Source organism: Bacillus sp. MAG717A, assembly GCF_036884855.1.
GTDB classification, from domain to species: domain Bacteria; phylum Bacillota; class Bacilli; order Bacillales; family Bacillaceae; genus Bacillus; species Bacillus safensis.
This window is the reverse complement of record NZ_CP145733.1, coordinates 1,050,659-1,075,487: the sequence shown is the minus strand read 5'-3', so window position 1 is coordinate 1,075,487 and position 24,829 is coordinate 1,050,659. Positions and strand designations below refer to the sequence as shown.

Below are 24,829 nucleotides of genomic sequence, written 5' to 3'. Positions count from 1 at the left end.
TCGCATGAGTGGAATTCATTTAGAACACATCAGTCAGCACTTCGGTGAGCAGATTGCTCTCAACGATGTCAGTCTTACTGTGAATGAGGGAGAGTTTTTCTCCCTTCTTGGTCCTAGCGGCTGCGGGAAATCAACGTTATTAAACATCATTGGCGGTTTTTTAGAACCAACAAAAGGCGTCGTCTATATTGGTGATCAGGATGTGACAGCTTTGCCGCCTTACCAAAGAAAAACAGGTATGGTCTTTCAAAGCTATGCACTCTTTCCGCATCTGACTGTATTTGATAATGTGGCGTACGGGCTTAAGGTTCAAAAGAAAAAGAAGGCGGAAATCAAAGAGAAAGTGATGGAAAGCTTGTCTCTTGTTCAATTAGAGGCATTTGCGAAACGGATGCCCCACCAATTAAGCGGTGGTCAGCAGCAGCGGGTAGCGATAGCAAGAGCGCTGGCGATTCAGCCGTCTGTTCTCCTTCTTGATGAACCGCTCAGCAACCTAGATGCCAAACTAAGAAAAAACATGCAGACAGAGCTGCGAAATATTCAAAGAAATGTCGGGATTACAACCATTCTTGTGACACATGATCAAGAGGAGGCCTTAAGCCTTTCTGATCGAGTTGGAATTTTAGGAGAGGGTAGAATTCAGCAGATTGGGACGCCTTTAGAGGTGTACCGCCAGCCAAACAATCGATTTGTAGCTGAATTTATCGGACAGGTGAATATCTTTGAGGCCGTGTACAATGAAGCTGATGCTGCATTTACGGTTCCGCATGTAACCCATTCAAACGGTCAGCATCTTCAGCTGCAGGCTGCGGCACATCAAGAGAAAAGGGAAAAGCAACTGCTTATGCTGCGTCCTGAAAGAATCAGCATCTCTTCTGAGAAAGAGAAAGTTCAGCCAAACCATGTATCAGGCGCGCTGTCAGATGTGAGTTATATTGGACATTCATTACGTTTGGTTGTGGGGCTTGATAATGGTGAAATCATTGTCCATGCTTCTGATGCTGCATTTCCCGAGCTGCCTGAAGTTGGAGAAACCGTCCATATCCATTGGCAGCCTGAAGATATTGTTTTCTTAGATTCGAAGGTGCATACGTGATGCGAATCAAGAAAATGAATCAACGATTTCATTGGTTTATGCTGCTGCCAGCCTGTTTGTTTCTTGTTGTATTTTTACTAGCTCCGCTTGTGATGATGCTCGTTCTCAGTTTTCGCGATGTCGATTCGATGATGAATACATTACAAACGTATAGCTTTTCTCAATATATTCATGTGTTCACGACAGATGCTTATGTAAAGGCGATTGGAAGTACTGTGTGGGTGGCTTTACAGACAACGGTGATTTGTTTATTGATGGCATACCCAGCAGCATATGTGCTCGTTAAGGCACCTAATCCGCGTCTTCGGGCATTTTTCTATATCTTACTTGTGTCGCCGCTTTTGACAAGTGTTGTGATTCGGACGTTTGCATGGATTGTTCTTCTTTCGCAAAATGGTCTGATCAATGGTATGTTACTAGATTTACATGTGATTGAGAAGCCGCTCTCGATGCTGTGGAATATGAATGCGGTCATTATTGCCTATGTCCAGGTCATGCTGCCATTTGCAGTACTGCCGATCGCAACAAGCTTAACCGATATGGATCGTCACTTAAAACCGGCTTCTATGAGTCTTGGAGCTGGCCGGATTCGAACCTTTTTTCATGTCACCTTACCACTGACCATTCCAGGTATGGTGACTGGCGCGATTATTGTCTTCTCACTGGCAGCAGGAAGTTATATCACTCCGCTGTTAGTCGGCGGACGGATGCAGCCGCTGCTGCCGCTGTCAATTTATCAGCAGGTGATGCAGGTGTATAACCTGCCTCTTGCTGCAGCTATGTCCTTTACATTATTGGTTTGTGTGCTTGTGGTGGTCAGTCTATTAAGCTATTTATTGAAGCGTTGGGAGGCGAGGATGCATGCGTAAAAAGTCAATAGGTGATCGCTTGATTTCTATTCTGATTTGGACTGCTGGGTCATTGGTTTATCTTTTTTTAACCATTCCTGTTCTTGTGATCGTTCTATCTGCTTTTAGTCCAAATGCCTTTCCTGAATTTCCACCGACTTCGTTCTCTGTTCGTTGGTTTCATGAGGTCGTGTCAAATCCAGAATGGATGGAATCGCTTCGGATCAGTGTGATTCTGTTATTCATCGTGACGCCTCTCACGGTTCTTTTAGGGACAATGGCTTCGTATGCTTTAGCAAGGCTTTCCTTTAAGGGAAAGGAGGCTGTCCAAGCTTTCATTCTGTCACCTCTCATGATTCCTCAGGTGGTATTAGGGATTGCGATGCTTTACTTGTTTACGGCTATGGGCTTTACAGGGTCTTTGTGGGCGCTCGTCATTGGTCATGTCATCATTGGTTTTCCCTATGTGGTTCGTACGGTAGGCGTGAGTGTTTCGAATTTAGATCCGCGGCTTGAGCTAGCTTCAATGAATCTTGGTGCAGGACCCATTCGCACGTTTTTTCGAGTCACATTGCCTTTGATTAAGCCGGGAATCATTGCAGGCGGGGTGTTTTCAGCTGTGACGTCATTTGGAGAAATATCGATCAGTTTGTTCGTTTCCTCTCCTCAAACCATCACAATTCCCGTCAGGACCTTTAATTACATTGAGCAGACCTTTGATCCAAGTGTCAATGCGATATCTGTCATATTTATTATCATTTCTATCATTGCGCTGCTCATTATTGAAAAAACGATTGGTCTGTCTAAGGTGATGTAAATATAATGAAGAAACAAGGAGTTGTCATTTGAAATGACAGCTCTTTTTTTGTTGTTTTTACAGTAAAAAAATTCATTTTTTTAGGGAATGTAGTTCTTAAGATTTAAGAATTTGCGGGGAACGAAAGGAGACCTCTATCCTACATTTTCGGTCATATTTTCAAAATTTAAGGGAAAATATGAAATTTTTGCGGTATTTAGTCGATTATTTTCGGTTGAACGCAACTATTATTAGTTATTTTCGGTAAATATCGTCAATTATCATGGCGTCCCTTCGGTATAACGCATGAATCTTTACACCCATTTTTCGGTGAAAAAAACAATATTTTCATATAAAGTGGACGTAAATAGAAAATATCTAAAAGAAAAGAAGAAAAAGGCAAATCTATGGAAACATAGAGACGCAAAGCCATGTCCTAAGGTAAATGTTTCTTTTTTTGCTAAGGTCGGCAGGCTACCGAATGAAAATGGGAGTCCCTCCGTTTTATTCGGGGTGGGCTCCTTTTCTGTAAAGCGTCTATTTTAATGAAATAGACTTGGTTCTTTTGATATAGAGGGTGCAGGGTGAAATTGGTGGAGAAATCATAGAAGAGGCGGAGGATGAGAATGAATACAGTTTATTACCCCTTAACACATGCGCAAAAGCGAGTATTCTACACGGAAAGATTTTATCCAGGTACAAGTATTTCTAATTTGGGTGGATTCGCCAGGTTGAGATCAGCTTCAGGTCTCGATCCTTCTTTGGTCGTCGATGTGCTTCAAGCGTATATTCGACAAACTGACTCTCTTAGGCTTAGGCTCGTGTATCGAGATGAACAGGAGGAGCCTGTTCAATATATCAAATCATATGAAAAACAGCCGATTCGCATGGAGAAGGGCTGGAGTGAAGAGGAAGTAAGGGCTTGGGCAAACGAGCAAATTCGTGAGCCGATGCCGTTGATTGACAGCCCCTTGATTGAATTTACGGTATTTCAAATCAGTGATCAAGAGTGCTGGCTGTTCTGTAAAGCACATCATATTGTCGCGGATGGGATTTCTATCATTTTAATGGGAAATCGCATTATTGATTTATATCATGACATGCTACAAGGAGTAGACATCTCGCCAGTTGAGGAGATTTCCTTCGTTGATCACATTATGAGTGAGCAGACCTATGAATCTTCTAAACGTTTTCAAAAAGACCAGGCTTTTTGGAATGAGCAATTTGCTCATATTCCAGACTTCGCATCTTTAAAACCGCATAAGGGATATGAGATGAGTTTACATGCGGAGCGATTTTCAGGAGATGTTCCAGATTCTTTAAAAGAAAAGCTTCGTGTCTTTTGTGAAGAACAGAAAGTCAGTATGCTTTCGATGTTTATGTCCACTGTCTATATTTACTTACATCGTTTTAGCGGTATGGAGGATGTCGTTCTTGGAACCTTTATGGGCAACCGGACGAATGCCAAAGAAAAAAAGATGATTGGGATGTTTGTATCCACGATTCCAATGCGTGCATCTGTTCAAGGGTCGCAATCGTTTCTTGATTTCGTAAAGCAGGTCATGGCGGATCAAATGAAGATATTGCGACACCAAAAATACCCTTACAATCTGCTCATGAATGATTTGCGGGAAAGAGAAGGGTTTACAGGACGCCTTTTTGATATTTCTTTAGAATATCAGGTCATGCAGTGGCAGAAAAAAGAGAACCTGTCGTTCATTACTGAACCGATTTTTAGCGGGAGCGGAATGAATGATATTTCAATACATGTGAAAGACCGCTGGGATACTGATACATTGACCATTGATTTGGATTACCGTACAGATGTATTCACAGAAGAAGAAATGAGTAAGATGTTTGATCGATTCTTGATTTTACTAGAAGCGGCGGTCACTCAGCCTGATCAACTGATCGGGACACTGCCTTTACTTTCAGCAGGTGAACAAAAGGAACTGCTGCAATTATCTGAGGGAGAATCTTTTGAAAAACCGGCAGCAAAACCGGTCCATCACATGTTTGATGAGACAGCCAACAAATATGCAGATCGGACAGCCGTTGTAGCAGAAAATGGAACAATCACTTATGGAGAGCTGCAACAACAGGCAGAAAAGCTGGCATGTTTTTTACAAATGAAAGGTATCTCACGTGATGTGCCTGTTGCTGTTTTGATGGAGCGGAAGGTAGATGCCATGGTAGCAGTCTTCGGCATACTAAAGGCTGGCGGGGCATATGTACCAATTGATCCGGCATTACCTGAGGAGCGCATTCAATTTATTGTGGAGGATTCAGGTGCTTCTATTGTGTTAACAGAGGAATCGTTCATTCAAGAGTACCCAGCCCTCTCGGAAAAATTGATCGTTCAGCAGCAAATATTACTAGATGATGGATGGCTGCCTGAGCTTGTCGATCAGACGGCGCCCGAAGATTTAGCCTACATGATTTATACATCGGGTACGACTGGAAAGCCGAAGGGCGTCATGATTGAGCATCTTCAGCTTCATCATTTGGTCCATGCTTTGCATCATGAGATGTATCAAGGGGCGAATGAGCTTCAAATGGCGCTTCTAGCCCCATTCCATTTCGATGCATCGGTGAAACAAATCTTTGCTGCCCTTTTATTTGGACATACGCTTCATATCATCCCGCGAGAAACGACGAGAAATGGCATGCAGCTAGCGGCTTATTACAGAAAACATCACATTGAAGCGGCAGATGGAACTCCGGCGCATGTGCAGCTTTTACTTGCAGCGGATTTGGACGGTCTGTCATTGACGCACATGCTGATTGGGGGAGAAGCGCTGCCTGCGAAAGCAGCACGTTCACTTATCGAAGCGGTTCGTATGAGTCAGCCTGATTTTACTCTATGGAATGTGTATGGTCCAACTGAGACGTGTGTGGATGCGGCGGTTCATCGTCTGAATCTCAGTGAGCTGAGCGAATCAACTGAACAGCGCTATGTATCAATTGGAAAACCACTTGGTCATCATCGTATTTATATTTTAAATGAACATGATCAATTACAAGTGCCTGGGGCTGCAGGAGAACTTTGCATTGCCGGTATAGGTGTTGGGCGAGGCTATGTGAATCAGCCTGAATTGACGAAGAAGGTATTCACGGCAGATCCGTTTTCTCCGCATGAGCGGATGTATCGAACAGGGGATCTAGTCAGATGGCTTCCAGATGGCACGATTGATTATCTTGGCAGAATGGACGATCAAGTGAAAATAAGGGGTTACCGCATAGAAACAGGCGAGATTGAAGCGGTGATGGAGCAGGTAGATGGAGTTGATAAGGCTGTCGTGCTAGTAGTTGATGAAGCGGATGGGGAAAAGGCGTTAAGTGCTTACTATCAAGCTCGTCATGATGGTGTGTCTGTTGACATGCTGCAAGCGGCTATCAAACATCAGCTCCCAGCTTACATGATGCCTCTTTATTTCAAAGAGCTCGATGCTTTTCCACTCACAGTCAGCGGCAAAGTCGACCGTCGTGCACTTGCTGCCTTAAAAGGTGATAGAGCGGTTCATGCTGTTTATACGGCACCTAGAAACGATATAGAAACGAAGCTTGTTCATTTGTGGGAAGACATTCTTGATCAAGAGCAAATCGGTGTATATGATTCTTTCTTCGATCGAGGCGGGCATTCGCTCAAAGCGATGACCGTACTTACAAAGGTTCAGCGAGACTTTCAAGTGGAGGTGCCACTCTCTGTTTTATTTGAACAGCAGACGATTGCTGCTCTTGCTGCTTATATTGAGCAAGCAGAAAAGTCTTCTGAAACGGAGATACCAAAAGCGCCGGCTGCAGATCATTATCCGTTATCGCCTCCACAGCAGCGCGTCTATATGGTGAGTCAATTGGAGCAAAGCACTGCCTATCATATGCCTGCTGTTGTGAGGTTAAAAGGAGCTCTGCAGCTTGAGAAGCTGACTGAAGCCTTTGACAGACTGATCTCACGTCATGATATGCTGCGTACTTCTTTTCATACGATAAAAGGTGTCCCTCGTCAGCGGATCGCTTCATCCGTTTTCTTTGAAATAGAACAACTGACAGGCGGTACGATGGAAGAAAACATGCAGCACTTTGTCAGACCTTTTGATCTTGAGTGTGCGCCACTTCTTCGAATTGGATTGAAGTCATTGCATGATCAGGAGCATTTGCTCTTTTTCGATATGCATCATCTGATTTCAGATGGTCTTTCGATCGATTTAATACTGCGTGAGCTGTCAGATGCTTACGAGGGATCGGTGAAAGAACCATTGAAGCTTCAATATCAAGATTATGCTGTTTGGCAACAGCACCAAGACTTTCAAAAAGAAGAGGCATTCTGGCTGCAAGAATTTTCGGGGGATATCCCTGCTTTACAGCTGCTGACCGATTATCAGCGTCCAGCTGTCCAGTCTTTCGCAGGTGATCGTGTCATCAAAGAAATCGATGAGACGTTAAAGAATCAATTACAGGAGCTTGCAGCAAACCATCACACGACACTGTATACGGTGCTGCTTTCTGCTTACTACACATTGCTTGCGAAATATACGGGTCAAAAGGAATTTGTGGTCGGAACACCGGCAGCAGGGCGTGTGCATACAGATTTGAATGACATGATCGGTATGTTTGTCCAGACACTTGCTTTGCGGTCAGAGGTAGATCCGAATGGAACCATGTCTCAGTTGATTGAGCAAGTAAAGGAAAAGACGATGCAGGCATTTGAGCATCAGCAATATCCATTTGAGCGGCTGCTTGAAAAGCTGAATGTGCCAAGAGATTTTAGCCGTCATCCATTGTTTGATACCGTCTTTACACTCGCACCGGATCATTCAACAGCACAGCATATTGGAGACATGCTGGTCGAAGTCGAAGAAACCAATTTCCATATTGCAAAGTTTGATTTAACACTGCAAGCGATGGAGTCAGATCAAGGTTTATCCTTTGTACTCGATTACAGTACGGCGCTATTTAAACGAAGTACAGCAGAGCAGATGCTCAAACATTATGTTTATCTGCTGGAACAGATGGTTCAAACGCCGCAGGAAGCTATCCAATCCTATCGATTATTGTCTGAACAAGAAGCAGAAGCTCAGCTAAATAGGTGGAATCCGTTACCTGCGCCTTATCCAGCAGAAGAAACCATTGTGACGCAGTTTGAAGCACAGGTGCAGCAGCATGGTCATCAGCCTGCATTGCAATGTGAAGATGTGGTTCTTTCTTATCAAGAGCTGAATGACCGAGTGAATCAGCTGGCACATTATTTGCGTGAAAATGGTTTTGAAAAAGGAATGAAAGCAGCCTTATTCTTTGAACGATCCAATGAAATGGTGCTCTCTGTTCTAGCTGTGCTTAAGGCGGGGGGCGTCTATGTACCAATTGACCCCGATTTCCCTGATGAGCGCGTGAAGCACTTTTTAACAGACAGCGGTGCACAATTCTTATTGACACATCAAGTGCTGCGCCATCGCTCGGTGCTCACTGCATTTGAGGGAATCATCATAGAAACAGAAAATCAAGCGATTGCTCAGCAGTCAGACAGCCCAATAGATGCTCATATTTTACCTGAGGACTTGGCGAATTTGACCTATACATCTGGTACAACCGGTAAACCTAAAGGAAATATGGTGACACACCGGAACATTTTGAGAACGGTGAAGCAATCGAATTATCTCACCATTCATCATGAAGATACGGTGATGAGCATCTCAAACTATGTATTTGATGCCTTTATGTTTGATGTGTTTGGTGCTTTATTGAACGGAGCAAAACTCATTGTTCTGCCAAAGGACCATATTTTAAACATGAATGAGCTTTCTGGAGCGATTGAGAAGGAAAAAGTCAGTATTTTAATGATCACGACAGCTCTTTTTCACTTACTCATCGATATGAAAAAAGACAGTCTGAAGAACGTAAGAAAAGTGCTGTTTGGCGGAGAACGTGCTTCCGTGCCTCATGTGGTGACTGCACTTGAGACAGTGGGGAAAGACAAGCTTGTTCATATGTACGGCCCTTCTGAGAGCACAATTTTCACCACATATTATCCTGTGAACCACATTGAGAAGCAGGCGTTATCCATCCCAATCGGAAAGCCAGTGAGTCAAACGGCTGTTTATATTGTAGATGAGTTTGGACATGTACAGCCGCCGGGCGTTGCAGGAGAGCTTTGTGTCGCTGGTGATGGACTGGTGAAAGGATATTATAAGAAGCCAGAACTAACGAGCGAAAAGTTTGTCAAAAATCCTTTCCGCCCTGGAGAGACCATGTATAAAACGGGCGATCTTGCACGCTGGCTGTCAAATGGAGATATCGAATTCATTGGACGGATCGATCATCAAGTGAAGATTCGCGGACAGCGTATCGAGCTTGGGGAAATTGAACATCAGCTGCTGCGGCATCCTCAGGTGAAGGAAGCTGTCGTGATTGCTGCTCCAAATGACACGTTATGTGCGTATTTCACAGCAGAAGGATCTGTCTCATTAACTGATTTGCGCGAGCAAGCAGGACGTGAACTGCCTGTATATATGATGCCGGCATTTTTCATGCAATTAGACGAGCTTCCTTTGACGAATAATGGCAAGGTCGATAGGCGGGCGCTGCCGGCACCTGATCTCAGTGAGCAATGGGCAAATGAATACACCTCTCCTCAAACAGAAACAGAGCGTCTTCTGGCGAACATTTGGGAGGAAGTTCTTGAAGTGCCGCGAATCGGCAGGCACGATCATTTCTTTGAATGCGGGGGCCATTCGCTGCGCGGCATGAAAATGCTGAACAGGCTATATGAAGAGATGCAGGTGGAGCTCACTTTGAAGTCTTTATTTGAATCCGCAACATTAGAAGCGTTCGCGCTTGCGGTAGATCAAGCGGATCAAACGGAGATCAAGCGAGTGGAAGTTGCCAAAGAGGCGGCCTATTATCCAGTGACATCTGCTCAGAAAAGACTGTTTGTTTTGGAGAAAATGACTGATGCGGAGCAAAGCTACCATATGCCGGCTGCCTTAAAGCTAGAAGGCGTCTTTGATGAAAGACGATTTGAAAAGGCAATTGATCAGCTAGTCCAACGTCATGAAGCTTTCCGAACAAGCTTTGATTTTATTCAGAATGAACCTGTTCAACGGATTGAAACAAATGTCTCAATAGACATTGAAAAAATTGAACAGAACGGCCGAGACATACAGCAATTGATGAATGACTTTATCAGGCCATTTGATGTAGAAAAAGCGCCTTTGCTCAGAATAGGTCTAGTTTCCGTCTCCGTAAATGTCCATTATTTACTGATTGATATGCATCATATCATTTCAGATGGGGCGTCTGTTGGCATTTTAATTGAGGAGCTTTCAGCCCTGTATCGAGGAGACAAACTAGAGGAATTGCCTGTTCAATATAAGGATTATGCAGTTTGGTCAAAAAGTGAGGCATCTGCTGCGCAAAAAGCAGCTGAAGAGGCATTCTGGCTGGATCAATTACAAGGAGAGCTGCCTGTACTGGCACTGCCGGAAGACCTGCCAAGGCCAAAAGTTCAAACATTCGCTGGAGATCGTGTCTCATTTACAATTGGAGGTTCGCTTAAAGCGAAATTGGACGAACTCGTTAGAGCGCTGAACAGTACGACCTATACAGTCCTGCTTGCTGGCTACAGTATTCTTCTAAGCAAGCTTTCAAGACAAGAGGATATCATCATTGGTTCTCCGGTTGTGGGTAGAACCCATCCTGATATTCAATCTGTGATCGGCATGTTTGTGAACACGCTGGCACTTAGAACAAGACCAGCAGGACATCAGACAGCTGCTGAATTTGCGTCAATTGTCCATCAGCTTGTGTTAGAGGCAAACGAGCATCAGCTGTACCCATTTGAAGAATTGGTAGATCAGGTGCAAACGGTTCGAGACACAAGCCGTCATCCAATTTTTGATGTGGTCTTCTCAATGGAAAATGCGGATATTCGTGATTTATCAATGGATGGGCTTCACATTGTTCCACAGCCATTCGAGGAGAATATCGCCAAATTTGATTTGATCTTAACTGGAAACGAATCCGCAGATCAAATTGAGCTCGTGTTTGATTTTAATTGTTCTATCTTTCAAAAGACGTCAATTGAAAAATGGAAAGAATATTTCCTTCATTTGCTGGAACAAATGGTGTCAGCACCAGATCAATCGTTAGATCAAATGAAATTATTGTCACCGCAGCAGCAGCAAAAACAGCTGAACGAATGGTCAGGACCTATCCTAGACGTCCCGTCAAATCAAACCGTTCATGCCCTGATTGAGGCGAAGGCACAAGAAGCACCGCATCAAAAAGCGGCGACCTTCTGCGGAACGAGCTGGACGTATAAAGAGTTGAACAGCCGGGCGAATGTAGTCGCTTCAAGACTCATCGCCAGCGGCACAAAACCAGGAGACCGCGTCGGCATTCTCACCCGCCCATCTCTTGACATGACAGCCGCTGTCCTCGGCGTTCTCAAGGCAGGTGCGGCATTCGTTCCCATTGATGCAGATTATCCAGCGCAGCGTATCGCGTACATGCTGGAAGACTGCGGGGCAGAGGTGCTTCTGATGCAGAAAGGACTCACTGTACCACCTTCATTCACAGGTCATGTCCTGTTCATAGAAGATGCGGTAGAGGGAGAAGCTCACGAGATTCAGAGTCAGATCAAACCAACGGATCTTGCCTACATGATTTACACGTCTGGGACGACGGGACAGCCGAAGGGTGTCATGGTCGAGCACCAGTCCCTTGTGAATCTTGCATTCTGGCACAATGATGCGTTCCAAGTGACGAACAAGGATCGAACTGCGAAATATGCCGGCTTTGGCTTTGATGCCTCCATTTGGGAGATGTTCCCGACGTGGATCGCCGGCGCAGAGCTGCACATTATTGACGAAGCAATTCGCCTCGATATGATCAAGCTTAATGCGTATTTCAATGAAGAAGGGATCACCATTGCCTTCCTGCCAACGCAGCTATGTGAGCAGTTTATGTCAATGGACAACCATTCTCTGCGTTATTTACTAACAGGTGGAGACAAGCTGAAACAGGTGAAGCCAGTTCCATATCAACTCGTCAATAACTACGGTCCAACAGAAAATACGGTTGTAGCGACAAGTGGAGTCATCGACCCAGAACAAAGCACGCTTCCGATTGGAACAGCGATTGCCAATACTCGTTTTTACATTATGGGTTCGTTATATGACCTATCGCCGGCAGGCGTACCGGGCGAGCTCGTAATTGCAGGAAAAGGACTGGCAAGAGGCTACTGGAATCTTCCAGAGGAAACAGATAAACGATTTGTCCCAGATCCATTTTATCCAGGCGAGCGCATGTACCGCACAGGCGATTTAGTGAAATGGACAGAGGATGGCGAGCTGATCTATCTCGGCAGAATAGACCATCAGGTCAACATTCGTGGCTTCCGTATTGAGCTGTCAGAAATTGAAGCCCAGCTTCTGACGCTGGATTCGGTGAAAGAAGCCGTCGTGACAACAGTCAAAGATGCGAGTGATCAAGATGCACTTATCGCTTATGTCATCACGGCTGAAGAAACAACAGCCCTGAAAGAAAGCCTAAAACGAACGCTGCCTGAATACATGGTGCCATCATGGATCATCAAGCTAGACCAATTTCCAATGACGGCAAATGGAAAAGTTGATCTGAAAGCATTGCCAGCTCCTGATATCGAAGCGAACCAAACGGTATACGAAGCACCAAGAGATGAAGTTGAAACGCTGCTTTGCGGCATTTGGGAAGATGTCCTTGGCGTCAGCCAAGTCGGTATTCACGATCACTTCTTCTTCCTTGGAGGAGATTCGATTAAAGGCATCCAAATGGCAAGCAGACTCACGCAAGCAGGCTGGAAGCTCGATATGAAACTTCTATTCCAGTACCCAACGATTGCGGAGCTCCGCCCATATATCGAGGAAGCCGATCTTCTCACAGCCGACCAATCACCTGTCGAAGGAGAAGTCATTTTAACACCGATTCAACGCTGGTTCTTTGAACGAAACTTTACGAATCAGCATCATTGGAACCAATCGGTTATGCTCCAAGCACCAAATGGTTTGGATGAGGAAGTCGTTCAGCAAGTACTGGAACAGCTCATGATTCATCATGATGCCTTGCGAATGGTGTATCCGCTCGAAGAAGGGCGCGTCATCCAGCGTCATCGAGGAATCGAGGAAAACAATATGGCAATTGACGTGGTGGAAGTAAAAGGAGAGCTGTCGCAGCAAATCAGGCAGGTAGAAAAGCTGGCAAATGAAGTGCAGGCGAGTATATCGCTAGCAGACGGGCCATTAGTGAGATCTGCTATTTTCCGAACGGATCAAGGGGATCATTTATTGCTTGCTATACACCATCTTGTCATTGATGGGGTGTCATGGCGCATTTTCCTTGAAGATTTCATGGCTCTTTATGAACAGTCGAAGCGCGGGGAAACTCTTACCCTCCCTGAAAAAACACACTCCTTCCAAGAATATGCCCAGAAGCTGACTGAATACGCTGTGTCAGATGAGCTGCTATCGGAAAGAGAGTATTGGAAAAAGGTACTTGCGCATTCCGTTCCTCCGCTTCAAAAGGATCATGTCACGGAGGATCAACGAATGCTTCATACAGAAACCATTCGTTTTACATTGTCTGAAGAGGAAACGCACAGGCTGCTGACGGATGTACATGAAGCCTACCAAACAGAAATCAATGATATTTTGCTGACTGCATTAGGATTGTCCATGAAAGAGTGGACAGGTGAAGACAGGCACTTTATTCATCTTGAAGGGCACGGGAGAGAGGACATCCTCCCTGAGGTTAATGTATCACGGACCATCGGCTGGTTTACTAGCATGTATCCTGTGTTACTGGATATGTCGCATGCAGACGATCTTTCTTATCAAATCAAGCATTTAAAAGAGGAACTCAGACACATTCCGAACAAGGGGATCGGCTATGGCGTTTTAAAATACTTAACGCCTGACAAGATGAAGGACGATATTGATTTTCAAGTCACACCAGATATCAGCTTTAACTATCTTGGCCAGTTTGATGAACAGATCGGCGGCGGTGAAATGAGACGCTCTGCATGGCATGCAGGACAATCGCTGAGCCCTGAATCCGAGAAACCTCATGCGCTAGATATTGTTGGTTTCGTAGAACAAGCAATGCTCCATGTGACGATTTCCTATCATCACCTTGAATTGGAAGAACGTACGATGGAACAGTTCAAGGAGCTCTTAGAAAAGAATGTGAAGACACTGATCTCACATTGTCTATCACAGGATGAGAGTCAAATCACACCTAGTGATGTGGGGGATGAGGATCTTACCATGGATGAACTTGAAAAGCTAATGGATCTATTTTAAGCAAAATGAAGAGGTGGACTTATGAGCAAGCAGAAAATTCAAAAGGTATATCCTTTAACACCAATGCAAGAGGGCATGCTGTATCATGCCATGCTAGACCCTGATTCCTCCTCTTATTTCACACAGCTTGAGCTTGGAATAAGCGGAGATTTTGATCTCGATCTTTTTGAAAAGAGCCTCAATGAACTCGTACGGACATATGACATTCTGCGTACAGCCTTTGTCTATCAGCAATTACAAAAGCCTCGTCAGGTTGTACTGGCTGAACGTCATTTAGATGTGTATAGAGAGGATCTATCTCATCTGAATGATCAAGAGCAGAAAAAGGTATTGGATCAATATAAAAAGCAAGTGAGAAAGCAAGGGTTTCACTTAACGAATGATCTGTTGTTGAAAGTCGCTGTTTTTCAATTAAATGAAACAAACTGGCACCTGATTTGGAGCAACCATCACATCATCATGGATGGTTGGTCCATGGGTGTTTTGATGAAAAAACTGTTTCATTACTATGAATCTTATCGGAACGGCCGAACCCCGGATCGCTCACAAGGTAAGCCTTATGCGGACTATATCCAGTGGCTTGGAAAGCAAAACAAACAAGAAGCGGAAGACTATTGGAAGGAGCGGCTGGATGGTGCCGTTCAGCACCAAGGGCTGCTGCAGCAAAAAGAGGCGAACGGACAATATGACCATCAGGAATGGACGTTTACATGGGATGCACAAACGGTACAAGCCATTCAAGATGCGGCAAGACAATGCCAAGTGACAGCACCGAACCTTTTTCAGGCTGTCTGGTCCGTTCTTTTAAGCACCTATCATGCAGCAGATGATGTCACATTCGGAACAGTCGTATCGGGCAGACCTCCAAGTGTGTCTGGAATTGAGCGAATGGCAGGGCTGTTTATCAATACGATACCTGTTCGGGTGACATTGGATCAGGAACAGACCTTCAAACAGCTGTTTCAAAAGGTTCAACAGCATGCACTGGAAGCGGAAAACTATGATTTTATGCCGCTTTATGACATTCAGCAGAAAACAGCTGCTGGAGGAAAGCTCTTTGATCATTTGGTTGGGTTTGAAAACTATCCTTTAGATCAGGAGCTGTCTGGTGACACCATGTCTGCACGTCTCGGTTTTGCCATTGATGTAAAGGACGGATTTGAACAAACGAATTTCGATCTGAATCTTCTTGTCTATCCGGGTGAAACGTGGACATTGAAAATCAAATACAATGCGGTGGCGTTTGAAGAAAAAGTCATTGAAAATATATCGAAACATCTGACCAATCTCATAAAGCAAATCATTCAAAATCCTGACATGTATCTTCATGAAGTGACATGTATCACAGAAGAAGAAAAGCAGCAGATTGCAGCGTGGAATCAGACGGAGCGAGATTATCCGAAGCACCTGTCCATTCCCGAGCTGCTCAATGAACGTATCAAAGCGCAGCCAAACCACCTGGCATTAGTCGAAGGCGAGCGAACATTCACATACGAAGAGCTTGGACAAGAAATCCGTCGTTTAGCCAGCAGCCTTGTAGAAAACGGCGTTCAGCCGGGGGATGCAGTCGCGGTGTATATGAACCGATCAGCGGATGCGGTGATCGCCATTTTAGCCATTTTACACGCAGGGGCTGCCTATGTGCCGATTGATCCAGCTCAGCCTGAGGAGAGAATCCGTTGGATGCTTGAAGACAGCGGCGTAGCCATTTTGCTCTATGCTGACAGCCAGCCGCCGGTTGATGAAAGCATCAAAGCAATACATGTGACCGGCATGACTCATCACTCACAAGCGGAGTTATCAGTCGAGACGTCTCCATCTCAATTGGCATATATCATGTTCACATCGGGATCAACTGGACGGCCTAAAGGAGTGCAAATTGAGCATCAGCATATTGTGAGGTTAGCATGCTCTCAGGAGAAATTGGGCTTGAACACGTCGGATCGTATGGCGCATACAGGAGCTGTCAGCTTTGATGCGATTACTCTTGAAATCTTCACTACGCTTCTGAATGGGGCGACGCTTTATCCTGTTGACCGTGATACTTTATTGGATATAAACCGATTCGATCAATTTATCCAAACAAATCAGATCACAGCGCTCTTTTTAACGACTGGTTTATTTAATCAGCTCGCTCAGCAGCGGCCCCAAATGTTCAAAGGGTTAAAAACATTATTCACCGGCGGTGATGTGATCAATGAGAAAAGTGCAGAGCTTGTGAAAAAGCATCATCCATCACTTACCTTGCTGAATGTCTATGGCCCAACAGAAAATACAACCATCTCGACCATTTACGAAGTAAGAGGAGATGAAACGGGTCCGATCCCAATTGGTCAGCCGATCAATCATACGTCAGCTTATATTTTAGATGACTATCAAAGACTTCAGCCAATTGGAGCGCCAGGAGAGCTGTATGTAGGCGGGGACGGTGTTTCAAGAGGGTACATCAAACGTCCAGATTTGACTGATCAAGTATTCATGGCAGATCCTTTTAAGCCATCAGGACGGATGTATCGAACAGGTGACTTGGCTAGATATGGTGCGGATGGTCAGATCGAATTCCTTGGCCGTGCAGATGATCAGGTGAAAATTCGAGGCTTCCGTATTGAGCTTGGTGAAATTGAAACGGTGCTTCGCCAAGAAACGGGTATCGATGATGCGGTTGTACTTGTTCAGCAGCTTTCTTCAGAAGAAAAGGAAATCATCGCCTACTTCACAGGGAGACTCACAGAAGAAGAGGTGCGAGATGTATTCAATCAAAAGCTGCCAGCTTATATGGTGCCGCACTATGTGATGAAGCTGGATACCTTTGCACTGACAACGAACGGGAAGGTAGATCGAAAAGCTTTACCAAAGCCGAACGAAGTGCATCGCGAAGAGATCAAAATCATGCCGCCTGAGACCGAGACAGAAAAGGTACTAGCTGACATTTGGGAGGAGCTTCTTGGAAAAACGATTGGGATAGACGAGCATTTCTTCATGGCTGGCGGGCACTCGCTCAAGGCGATGATGATGTCTGCGAAGGTTCAAGAAGCGCTTCAAAAGGAAGTGCCGATTCAAATGATTTTTGAGAAGCCGACGATTCGCTCATTAGCGGCTTACATCGATCAGGAAGGTCAAGAAGATGCTGGACATCCTATTTTACCAGCAGAGCAGGCGGGCGAATATCCGGTATCACCAGCTCAGCGCCGTTTATACATTTTGCAGACACTTGAACCTGACAGCACGAATTATCACATTCCGATCGTCTTAACGCTTGAAGGAACACTCGAATATGAGCGTCTCAAATCAGCATTTAATCAGTTAATCCAAACGCATGAAATCTTAAGAACGAGTTTTCATATGAATGGGGAAGACATTGTCCAAAGGGTGCATGAATGGTCAGCATTTGACCTTCCTGTTCATGACATCAAGGAAGAAGAGGCTGAGGCATTTCTTGCTGAACGTCAATCGCCATTTGATTTAACAGCGGCACCCCTTTTACGAGCTCAGCTGCTAAAGGTCAGTGAGAATCGTCATCTTCTCGTTTTGGAAGCACATCATCTCATTACAGATGGCAGCTCCATGAAGACGTTCATTCAAGATTTGGCGAAGGCTTATGATGGAGAAGCTCTTGCTGAAAGAGCCATTCATTATAAAGATTACGCTGTCTGGCAGCTAAGTGAAGAAGAAACGGAGAAACTGAAGGAGCATGAAGCATATTGGCTGAAGCAATTTGAAGGAGATTTACCGGTTTTAGAGCTGCCAACTGATTATCCGCGTCCAGCAGAACGTGATTTTTCTGGAGAACGATTCATGTTTGGCTGTGATCAAGCAACGACTCAGCGCATTTATGAACTGCTTCAGAAAACCGATACGACCATGTATATGTTCTTGTTATCCGCCTTTCAAGTGCTGCTTGCCTCCTATAGCGGTCAGGAAGATATCATTGTGGGTTCGCCTGTTGCTGGACGGACACACCCTGATATCCAGGACATGCCGGGGATGTTTATTAACACCATTGCATTGCGCGGAAAACCAGAACAAACCAAAACATTTTTGCAGCTGCTTGAAGAAATAAAAGAAACAAGTGTTGACGCTTTTGCACATCAAAGTTATCCACTCGAAGAGTTAATTGCACATCTTCCGTTAGACCGTGATACAACTCGGAGCCCGCTTTTTAGCGTGTCATTTAACATGCAGAACATGGAGGTTCCAGCGTTAAAGCTCGGCGATCTGAACATTTCGCCTTATGCCATTCAGCATCACTCGGTCAAATTTGATTTATCTTTAGAAGCATTTGAACGCGAGGGAGCATTAAAACTGAGCTTTGACTATGCAGCGGCGTTATTTAAAGAAGAGACCGTCCGCCGGTTCGGAACTCACCTCCTAGCGATTATTCGTGAGGCGGTTCGTCATCCAGAGGAACAGATCGGCTTGCTCTGTATACTGGATCAGCATGAACAAATAGAGCGTCTGGAGAAAAAAGCCGAAGGGCCAACGAATCGTCATGAGCCATTCCATGTCCAATTTTCACGTCAGGCTAAGGAAACACCGGATGCTATTGCCGTCATGGATGATCAAAGAAAACTCACCTACCGCGAGCTGGAAGACATGTCACATGCACTTAGCTGTGAACTTAAGAAACGAGGCGTCGAGAAAGAAAAAACTGTGGCACTGATTCTTGACCGCTCTGTCTATGTGATCGTCTCCATGCTTGGTGTGATGAAAGCAGGAGGAGCGTTTGTCCCGATTGATCCAGCTTTTCCGGCTGAACGAATCCGCTACACATTAGAGGATTCAGGTGCACAAGTCATCGTGACAAATGAGTCTCTTGCTGATTCCTATCAAAATCGCAAGTCGATTCAAGTGGTTCAGGTTGAACAAGCAGTGCATCAAAGCCATCCGTTAGAATTGCCGGAAGTATCAGTTGATCAGCTCGCTTATGTGATTTACACATCTGGGACAACAGGGAAGCCGAAGGGAGTACAGCTCACGCATCGTAATCTATCACACTATGTCAACTGGCTGACAAATGAGGTGACATTGCAAGAATGTGATCGGACAGCACTGCTTTCTTCTTATGCATATGATCTTGGTTACACAAGCATTTTCCCTGTTTTAAAAGCAGGGGGGACACTCTATGTTCCTCGTGAAGAGGTGTATACAGACCCTGTACGTCTGATGCGTTTGATTGATGAACAAGAGCTGACTTATATCAAAATGACACCATCTTTATTTCATATGATGGCAGATTCTAAGGAACATTCATTTAACGCTTTACGCCTAGTGGTACTTGGAGGAGAACCGATCATTCCTGAGGATGTTGAAACATTTATGAAGCAGCATCCATGCGTGGCAGTAATGAACCATTACGGTCCGACTGAGACAACCATTGGTACAGTGACCAAGCTGATCACACCGCAAGAGCTGGACGCTCTGAAGGAACGATCTTTGATCGGGCAGCCAATTGCACACACTAGAGCACTCGTATGCAATCAGCAGCAGCGTCTTGTCCCTTACGGCGCGCCGGGAGAGCTTTATATATCTGGGGAAGGCGTGTCGAGAGGATATTTGAATCAGCCTGAGTTAACAGCGGAACGTTTTCTTGAAAATCCATATGACCCTCAAGAGCGAATGTATCGAACAGGGGATTTGGTCAGACAGCATGCAAATGGAGATATTGAGTTTCTTGGAAGAGTCGATGATCAAGTGAAAATCCGCGGCTATCGCATTGAGAAACAGGAAATTGAGCATGCCGCACGTGCTCTGGCATCTATTCAAGAAGTCTATGTGAAAGTTCTGCACCTGTCCGGTTTGCCGGAGCTTGCACTCTATTACACAGCGCCTGAACACATTGGAACATTGACGTTTAGAGAAAATCTTGCGGAGACACTGCCGGATTATATGATTCCAACGTACTTTGTGAAAGTCGATCACATTCCACTTACCCAAAATGGAAAGGTGGATGCGAAGTCTTTGCCGCTTCCGCATGAAGTGCATATGAACCGTACGGCGCATGTGGCACCAGAAACGGAACTTGAGCGGACGCTGTGTGACATTTGGTCAGAAGTTCTTGGGGTGGAACAAATGGGTGTTCTTGACCACTTCTTTGAATTAGGAGGTCATTCCCTCAAGGGCATGGTGCTCATTTCGAAGGTGCAAGCAAAGCTGAACAAGCATGTGCCGCTCAAAGTCCTTTTTGAAAAACCAACCATACGAGCGATGGCTGCCTACTTGGACGAAACGGATTCTTCGGTGGTTACATCCATTGAGCCGGCGGAAAAGCAAGATTTCTATCCCGTCTCTTCTGCTCAAAAGCGGATGTATGTACTGCAGCAGCTGCATCCAGAAGCAGTCACTTATCATATGCCAGCCGTTTTAATGATGGAAGGCAGCCTTGATGTGAAGCAGCTAGAAGCAGCGCTTCAAGCCTTGATCGACAGACATGAATCGTTGCGGACAGCGTTTGTAGAAATTGACGGCGTACCCGTTCAAAAAGTCTATCGCCAAGTGCCGTTTACATTAGAGGTTGATGAAATCGAGGGCGATCAGGAGCAGTCTGTCATCGAGTCATTCATTACACCATTCTCACTACATCAAGCACCATTAATGAGAGCAAAAGTGGCGAAGCTTTCTGATGAGAAATATGTATTCATGATGGATATGCACCATATCATTGCAGACGGTGTCACACGTAGCCTGCTTATTCAAGAACTGGCAGAGCTTTATGAGAAAAAGACGTTACCGCCAGTTCAGCTGCATTACAAGGATTTTGCGGTATGGCAGCAGGAAGAAAATCAGCAGGCGCTCCTTGAGAAGCAGCGGCAGTATTGGCTGGAGCAATATGCACAGCCGCCAGAAGACTTAGCGCTGCCCCTTGATTTTCCGCGTCCTCAAGTTCAGTCATTTGAAGGAGGGCGAGTCGATAGATGGTTGTCTGCTGAAAAGGTGCAATCTATCAAAACGCTCATGGCGGAAAAAGGTGTGAGCTTGAACATGGTGATGCAAACAGCATTTGCCATTTTCCTTTCGAAATTAACTGGGCAGACAGATATCGTCATAGGCGCTGTAACCGCAGGACGTACGCATGCTTCAATCGAACGAGTTCCAGGCATGTTTGTCAATACGCTTGCTCTTCGAAACGAAGTGCAGCCAGAAGACACGACAGCACAGCTGCTTGAAAAAATGAAAGATCGCAGCCTATCAGCCTATGAACATCAAGAATTTCCGTTTGAGGAATTGGTGGCTCAGTTAGATCTTTCGAAAGACACGAGCCGCAATCCATTGTTTAGTGTCATGCTGACTACAGATGACCGTGACCTGACGTTACCGGATTTGAATGGACTCAAGCTGTCACAAAAGCAGCAAGATACCGTTCATGCAAAATTTGATATAACGCTTGGTGTATTTGAAGAAAATGATCAAGTGGGCTTGCGCTTTGAGTATGCAGCGGCTCTGTTTAAAAAGAGCACCATTCAGCGCTGGAGCCGATATATTGAAAAAATCATAGACGATATGGTGACTAAGCTGAATCAGCCGATTTCAGCGCTATCTCTCATAACTGAAGAGGAAAAACGAGAGCTGATCAATGAATGGTCAGGACCTGTCCTAGACGTCCCGTCAGATCAAACCGTTCATGCCCTGATTGAGGCGAAGGCACAAGGAGCACCGCATCAAAAAGCGGCGACCTTCTGCGGAACGAGCTGGACGTATAAAGAGCTGAACAGCCGGGCGAATGTAGTCGCTTCAAGGCTCATCGCAAGCGGCACAAAACCAGGAGACCGCGTCGGCATTCTCACCCGCCCATCTCTTGACATGACAGCTGCTGTCCTTGGCGTTCTCAAGTCAGGTGCGGCATTTGTTCCGATTGATGCAGATTATCCAGCGCAGCGTATTGCATACATGCTGGAAGACTGCGGGGCAGAGGTACTTCTGATGCAGAAAGGACTTACTGCACCACCTTCATTCACAGGTCATATCCTGTTCATAGAAGATGCGGTAGAGGGAGAAGCTCACGAGATTCAGGTTCAGATCAAACCAACGGATCTTGCCTACATGATTTACACGTCTGGGACGACGGGACAGCCGAAGGGTGTCATGGTCGAGCACCAGTCTCTTGTGAATCTTGCATTCTGGCACAATGATGCGTTCCAAGTGACGAACAAGGATCGAACTGCGAAATATGCAGGCTTTGGCTTTGACGCCTCCATTTGGGAGATGTTCCCGACGTGGATCGCTGGCGCAGAGCTGCATATCATCGACGAAGCAATTCGCCTCGATATGATCAAGCTTAATGCGTATTTCAATGAAGAAGGGATCACCATTGCCTTCCTGCCAACGCAGTTATGTGAGCAGTTTATGTCAATGGACAACCATTCTCTGTGTTATTTACTAACAGGTGGAGACAAGCTGAAACAGGTGAAGCCAGTTCCATATGAACTCGTCAATAACTACGGTCCAACTGAAAATACAGTCGTAGCGACAAGTGGAGTCATCGACCCAGATCAAAGCACGATTCCGATTGGAACAGCGATTGCCAATACTCGTTTCTACATCATGGGTTCGTTATATGACCTATCGCCGCCAGGCGTACCGGGTGAGCTCGTGATTGCAGGAAAAGGACTGGCAAGGGGCTACTGGAATCTTCCGGAGGAAACAGATAAACGATTTGTCCCAGATCCATTTTATCCAGGCGAGCGCATGTACCGCACAGGCGATTTAGTGAAATGGACAGAGGGTGGCGAGCTGATCTATCTCGGTAGAATAGACCATCAGGTCAACATCCGCGGCTTCCGTATTGAGCTGTCAGAAATTGAAGCCCAGCTTCTGACGCTGGATTCGGTGAAAGAAGCCGTCGTGACAACGGTCAAAGATGCGAGTGATCAGGACGCCCTTGCCGCTTACGTGATCACGGAGAACGATACTGATGCAGAAGACTTAAAAGAAAGCCTAAAACGAACGTTGCCAGAATACATGGTGCCATCATGGATCATCAAGCTAGACCAATTTCCAATGACGGCCAATGGAAAAGTTGATCTGAAAGCCTTGCCAGCTCCTGATATCGAAGCGAACCAAACGATATACGAAGCACCAAGAGATGAAGTTGAAACACTGCTTTGCGGCATTTGGGAAGATGTCCTTGGCGTCAGCCAAGTCGGTATTCACGATCACTTCTTTTTCCTTGGCGGAGATTCGATTAAAGGTATCCAAATGGCAAGCCGACTCACGCAAGCAGGCTGGAAGCTCGATATGAAACTTCTATTCCAGTACCCAACGATTGCAGAGCTGCGACCATATATCGAGGAAGCCGATCTTCTCACAGCCGACCAATCACCTGTCGAAGGAGAAGTCATTTTAACACCGATTCAACGCTGGTTCTTTGAACGAGCATTCAGCGATCAGCACCATTGGAATCTCTCGATGATGCTTCATGCGCCAAATGGATTTGACCTTTCCATTACAGAACAAGTCATGCAAAAACTACTTTCACATCATGATGCACTGCGTATGGTATACAAGCAGGAACATAGCGGCATCCTGCAATACAACCAGCGGGAGCTACCGGAACCGATAGCGATTATTTCTCATGATGTCTCAAAAGAGCACGATGTGAAAAAGGCAATTTCCACAATTGCCAATGAGTATCAGCGTCAGCTGAACCTCGAAACAGGTCCATTGATGAAAGTGATTTGTTTCCATGCAGAAGATGGCGATCATTTACTCATTGTGACACACCATTTAGTTATTGACGGTGTCTCATGCCGAATTTTACTAGAGGACTTTATGTCTCTATATCAGCAGGCATCTCAGGGACAAGCCCTTGTCCTGCCGCTGAAAACTCATTCCTTTAAAGAATGGGCAGAGGCCATTGAACGTTATGCACAGTCACAGCCATTAAAAAGTCAGCGGGAGTATTGGGCAGAAATTGAAAGCAAACCATTAACCGCATTACCTGTTGATCATGAAGTGACGAAAAGAAGAGTTGCCGAAACCAAATCGGTTCAAATGCAGCTGACAGAAACAGAAACTGAGCATCTTTTGACCGATATTCATCTGCCGTACACAACGGAAATGAACGATATTCTTTTATGTGCTCTCGGTCTTGCTGTTCAAGAGTGGACAGGTGAGTCCCATGTACATGTGCAGCTTGAAGGTCATGGAAGAGAGGATATTTTATCAGGGCTGGATGTCTCTCGCACAATTGGCTGGTTTACGAGTATGTATCCAGTTGTTCTTGAGGCGAAGCCGGATCAGACCATAGCTGATGCTATTAAAGGAACGAAAGAAATGCTGCGCCGTGTGCCAAATAAAGGGATTGGCTACGGGATTTTAAAATACATGACAGCCACTGAACCGTCAGGACACCACGTACATCCTGAAATCAGCTTGAACTATCTTGGACAGATTGATCAGGAAGTGACGACAGAACTCTTTGGGCCGTCGACTTATGATATGGGACGACAAGCAAGCCCTGATTCGGAAGCTGTTTATAAGCTGAACCTTAGTGGTCTTGTTCAACACACTCGATTCATTTTGTCTTGTTCCTATTGTGCAAGTGAATATGAAGAACAGACGATACAGCAGTTCATGGCATTGTTGAAGGAAAAAATCCAATCCATCATCACCCATTGCTTAGCGCAGCAAGAACGGGAATTTACGCCAAGTGATTTCTCTGCGGCTGACCTTGAAATGGATGAAATGGACGACATTTTTGACATGCTTGAGGAGAAATTGACTTAACAACACACGAGATCAGTCATAAAAATAGGAAGGG

The 24,829-nt window shown here is 45.3% G+C and carries 5 protein-coding genes and 1 riboswitch; all 5 genes read left to right on the top strand.

Annotated features, from left to right (window positions below; all coding sequences use genetic code 11):
- Positions 1–4 precede the first annotated feature (4 nt).
- The 5 genes from V6Z54_RS05455 to V6Z54_RS05435 all read left to right on the top strand — a co-directional run bounded on the left by V6Z54_RS05455 (position 5) and on the right by V6Z54_RS05435 (position 24,795).
- Positions 5–1,096 carry an ABC transporter ATP-binding protein gene (locus V6Z54_RS05455; protein ID WP_073979739.1) on the top strand — a complete coding sequence of 364 codons (1,092 nt, stop codon included), beginning with the start codon at positions 5–7 and terminating at the stop codon, positions 1,094–1,096.
- Positions 1,096–1,965: an ABC transporter permease gene (locus V6Z54_RS05450; RefSeq protein ID WP_041089014.1), complete on the top strand. Its 870-nt coding sequence runs from the start codon at positions 1,096–1,098 to the stop codon at positions 1,963–1,965. The genes V6Z54_RS05455 and V6Z54_RS05450 overlap by 1 nt, the downstream gene beginning before the upstream one ends.
- Entirely contained in the window at positions 1,958–2,761 is an 804-nt protein-coding gene (locus V6Z54_RS05445; RefSeq protein WP_041089016.1) for an ABC transporter permease, read from the top strand. The genes V6Z54_RS05450 and V6Z54_RS05445 overlap by 8 nt, the downstream gene beginning before the upstream one ends.
- 367 nt (positions 2,762–3,128) lie before the next feature.
- A riboswitch (cyclic di-GMP riboswitch) is annotated at positions 3,129–3,222 on the top strand.
- A 144-nt stretch (positions 3,223–3,366) separates the two neighbouring features.
- Positions 3,367–14,073, top strand: coding sequence for an amino acid adenylation domain-containing protein (locus V6Z54_RS05440; RefSeq protein WP_338527793.1), 10,707 nt, complete (start codon positions 3,367–3,369; stop codon positions 14,071–14,073).
- A gap of 21 nt (positions 14,074–14,094) precedes the next feature.
- Positions 14,095–24,795 carry an amino acid adenylation domain-containing protein gene (locus V6Z54_RS05435; protein ID WP_338527792.1) on the top strand — a complete coding sequence of 3,567 codons (10,701 nt, stop codon included), beginning with the start codon at positions 14,095–14,097 and terminating at the stop codon, positions 24,793–24,795.
- The last annotated feature ends 34 nt before the right edge of the window (positions 24,796–24,829 follow it).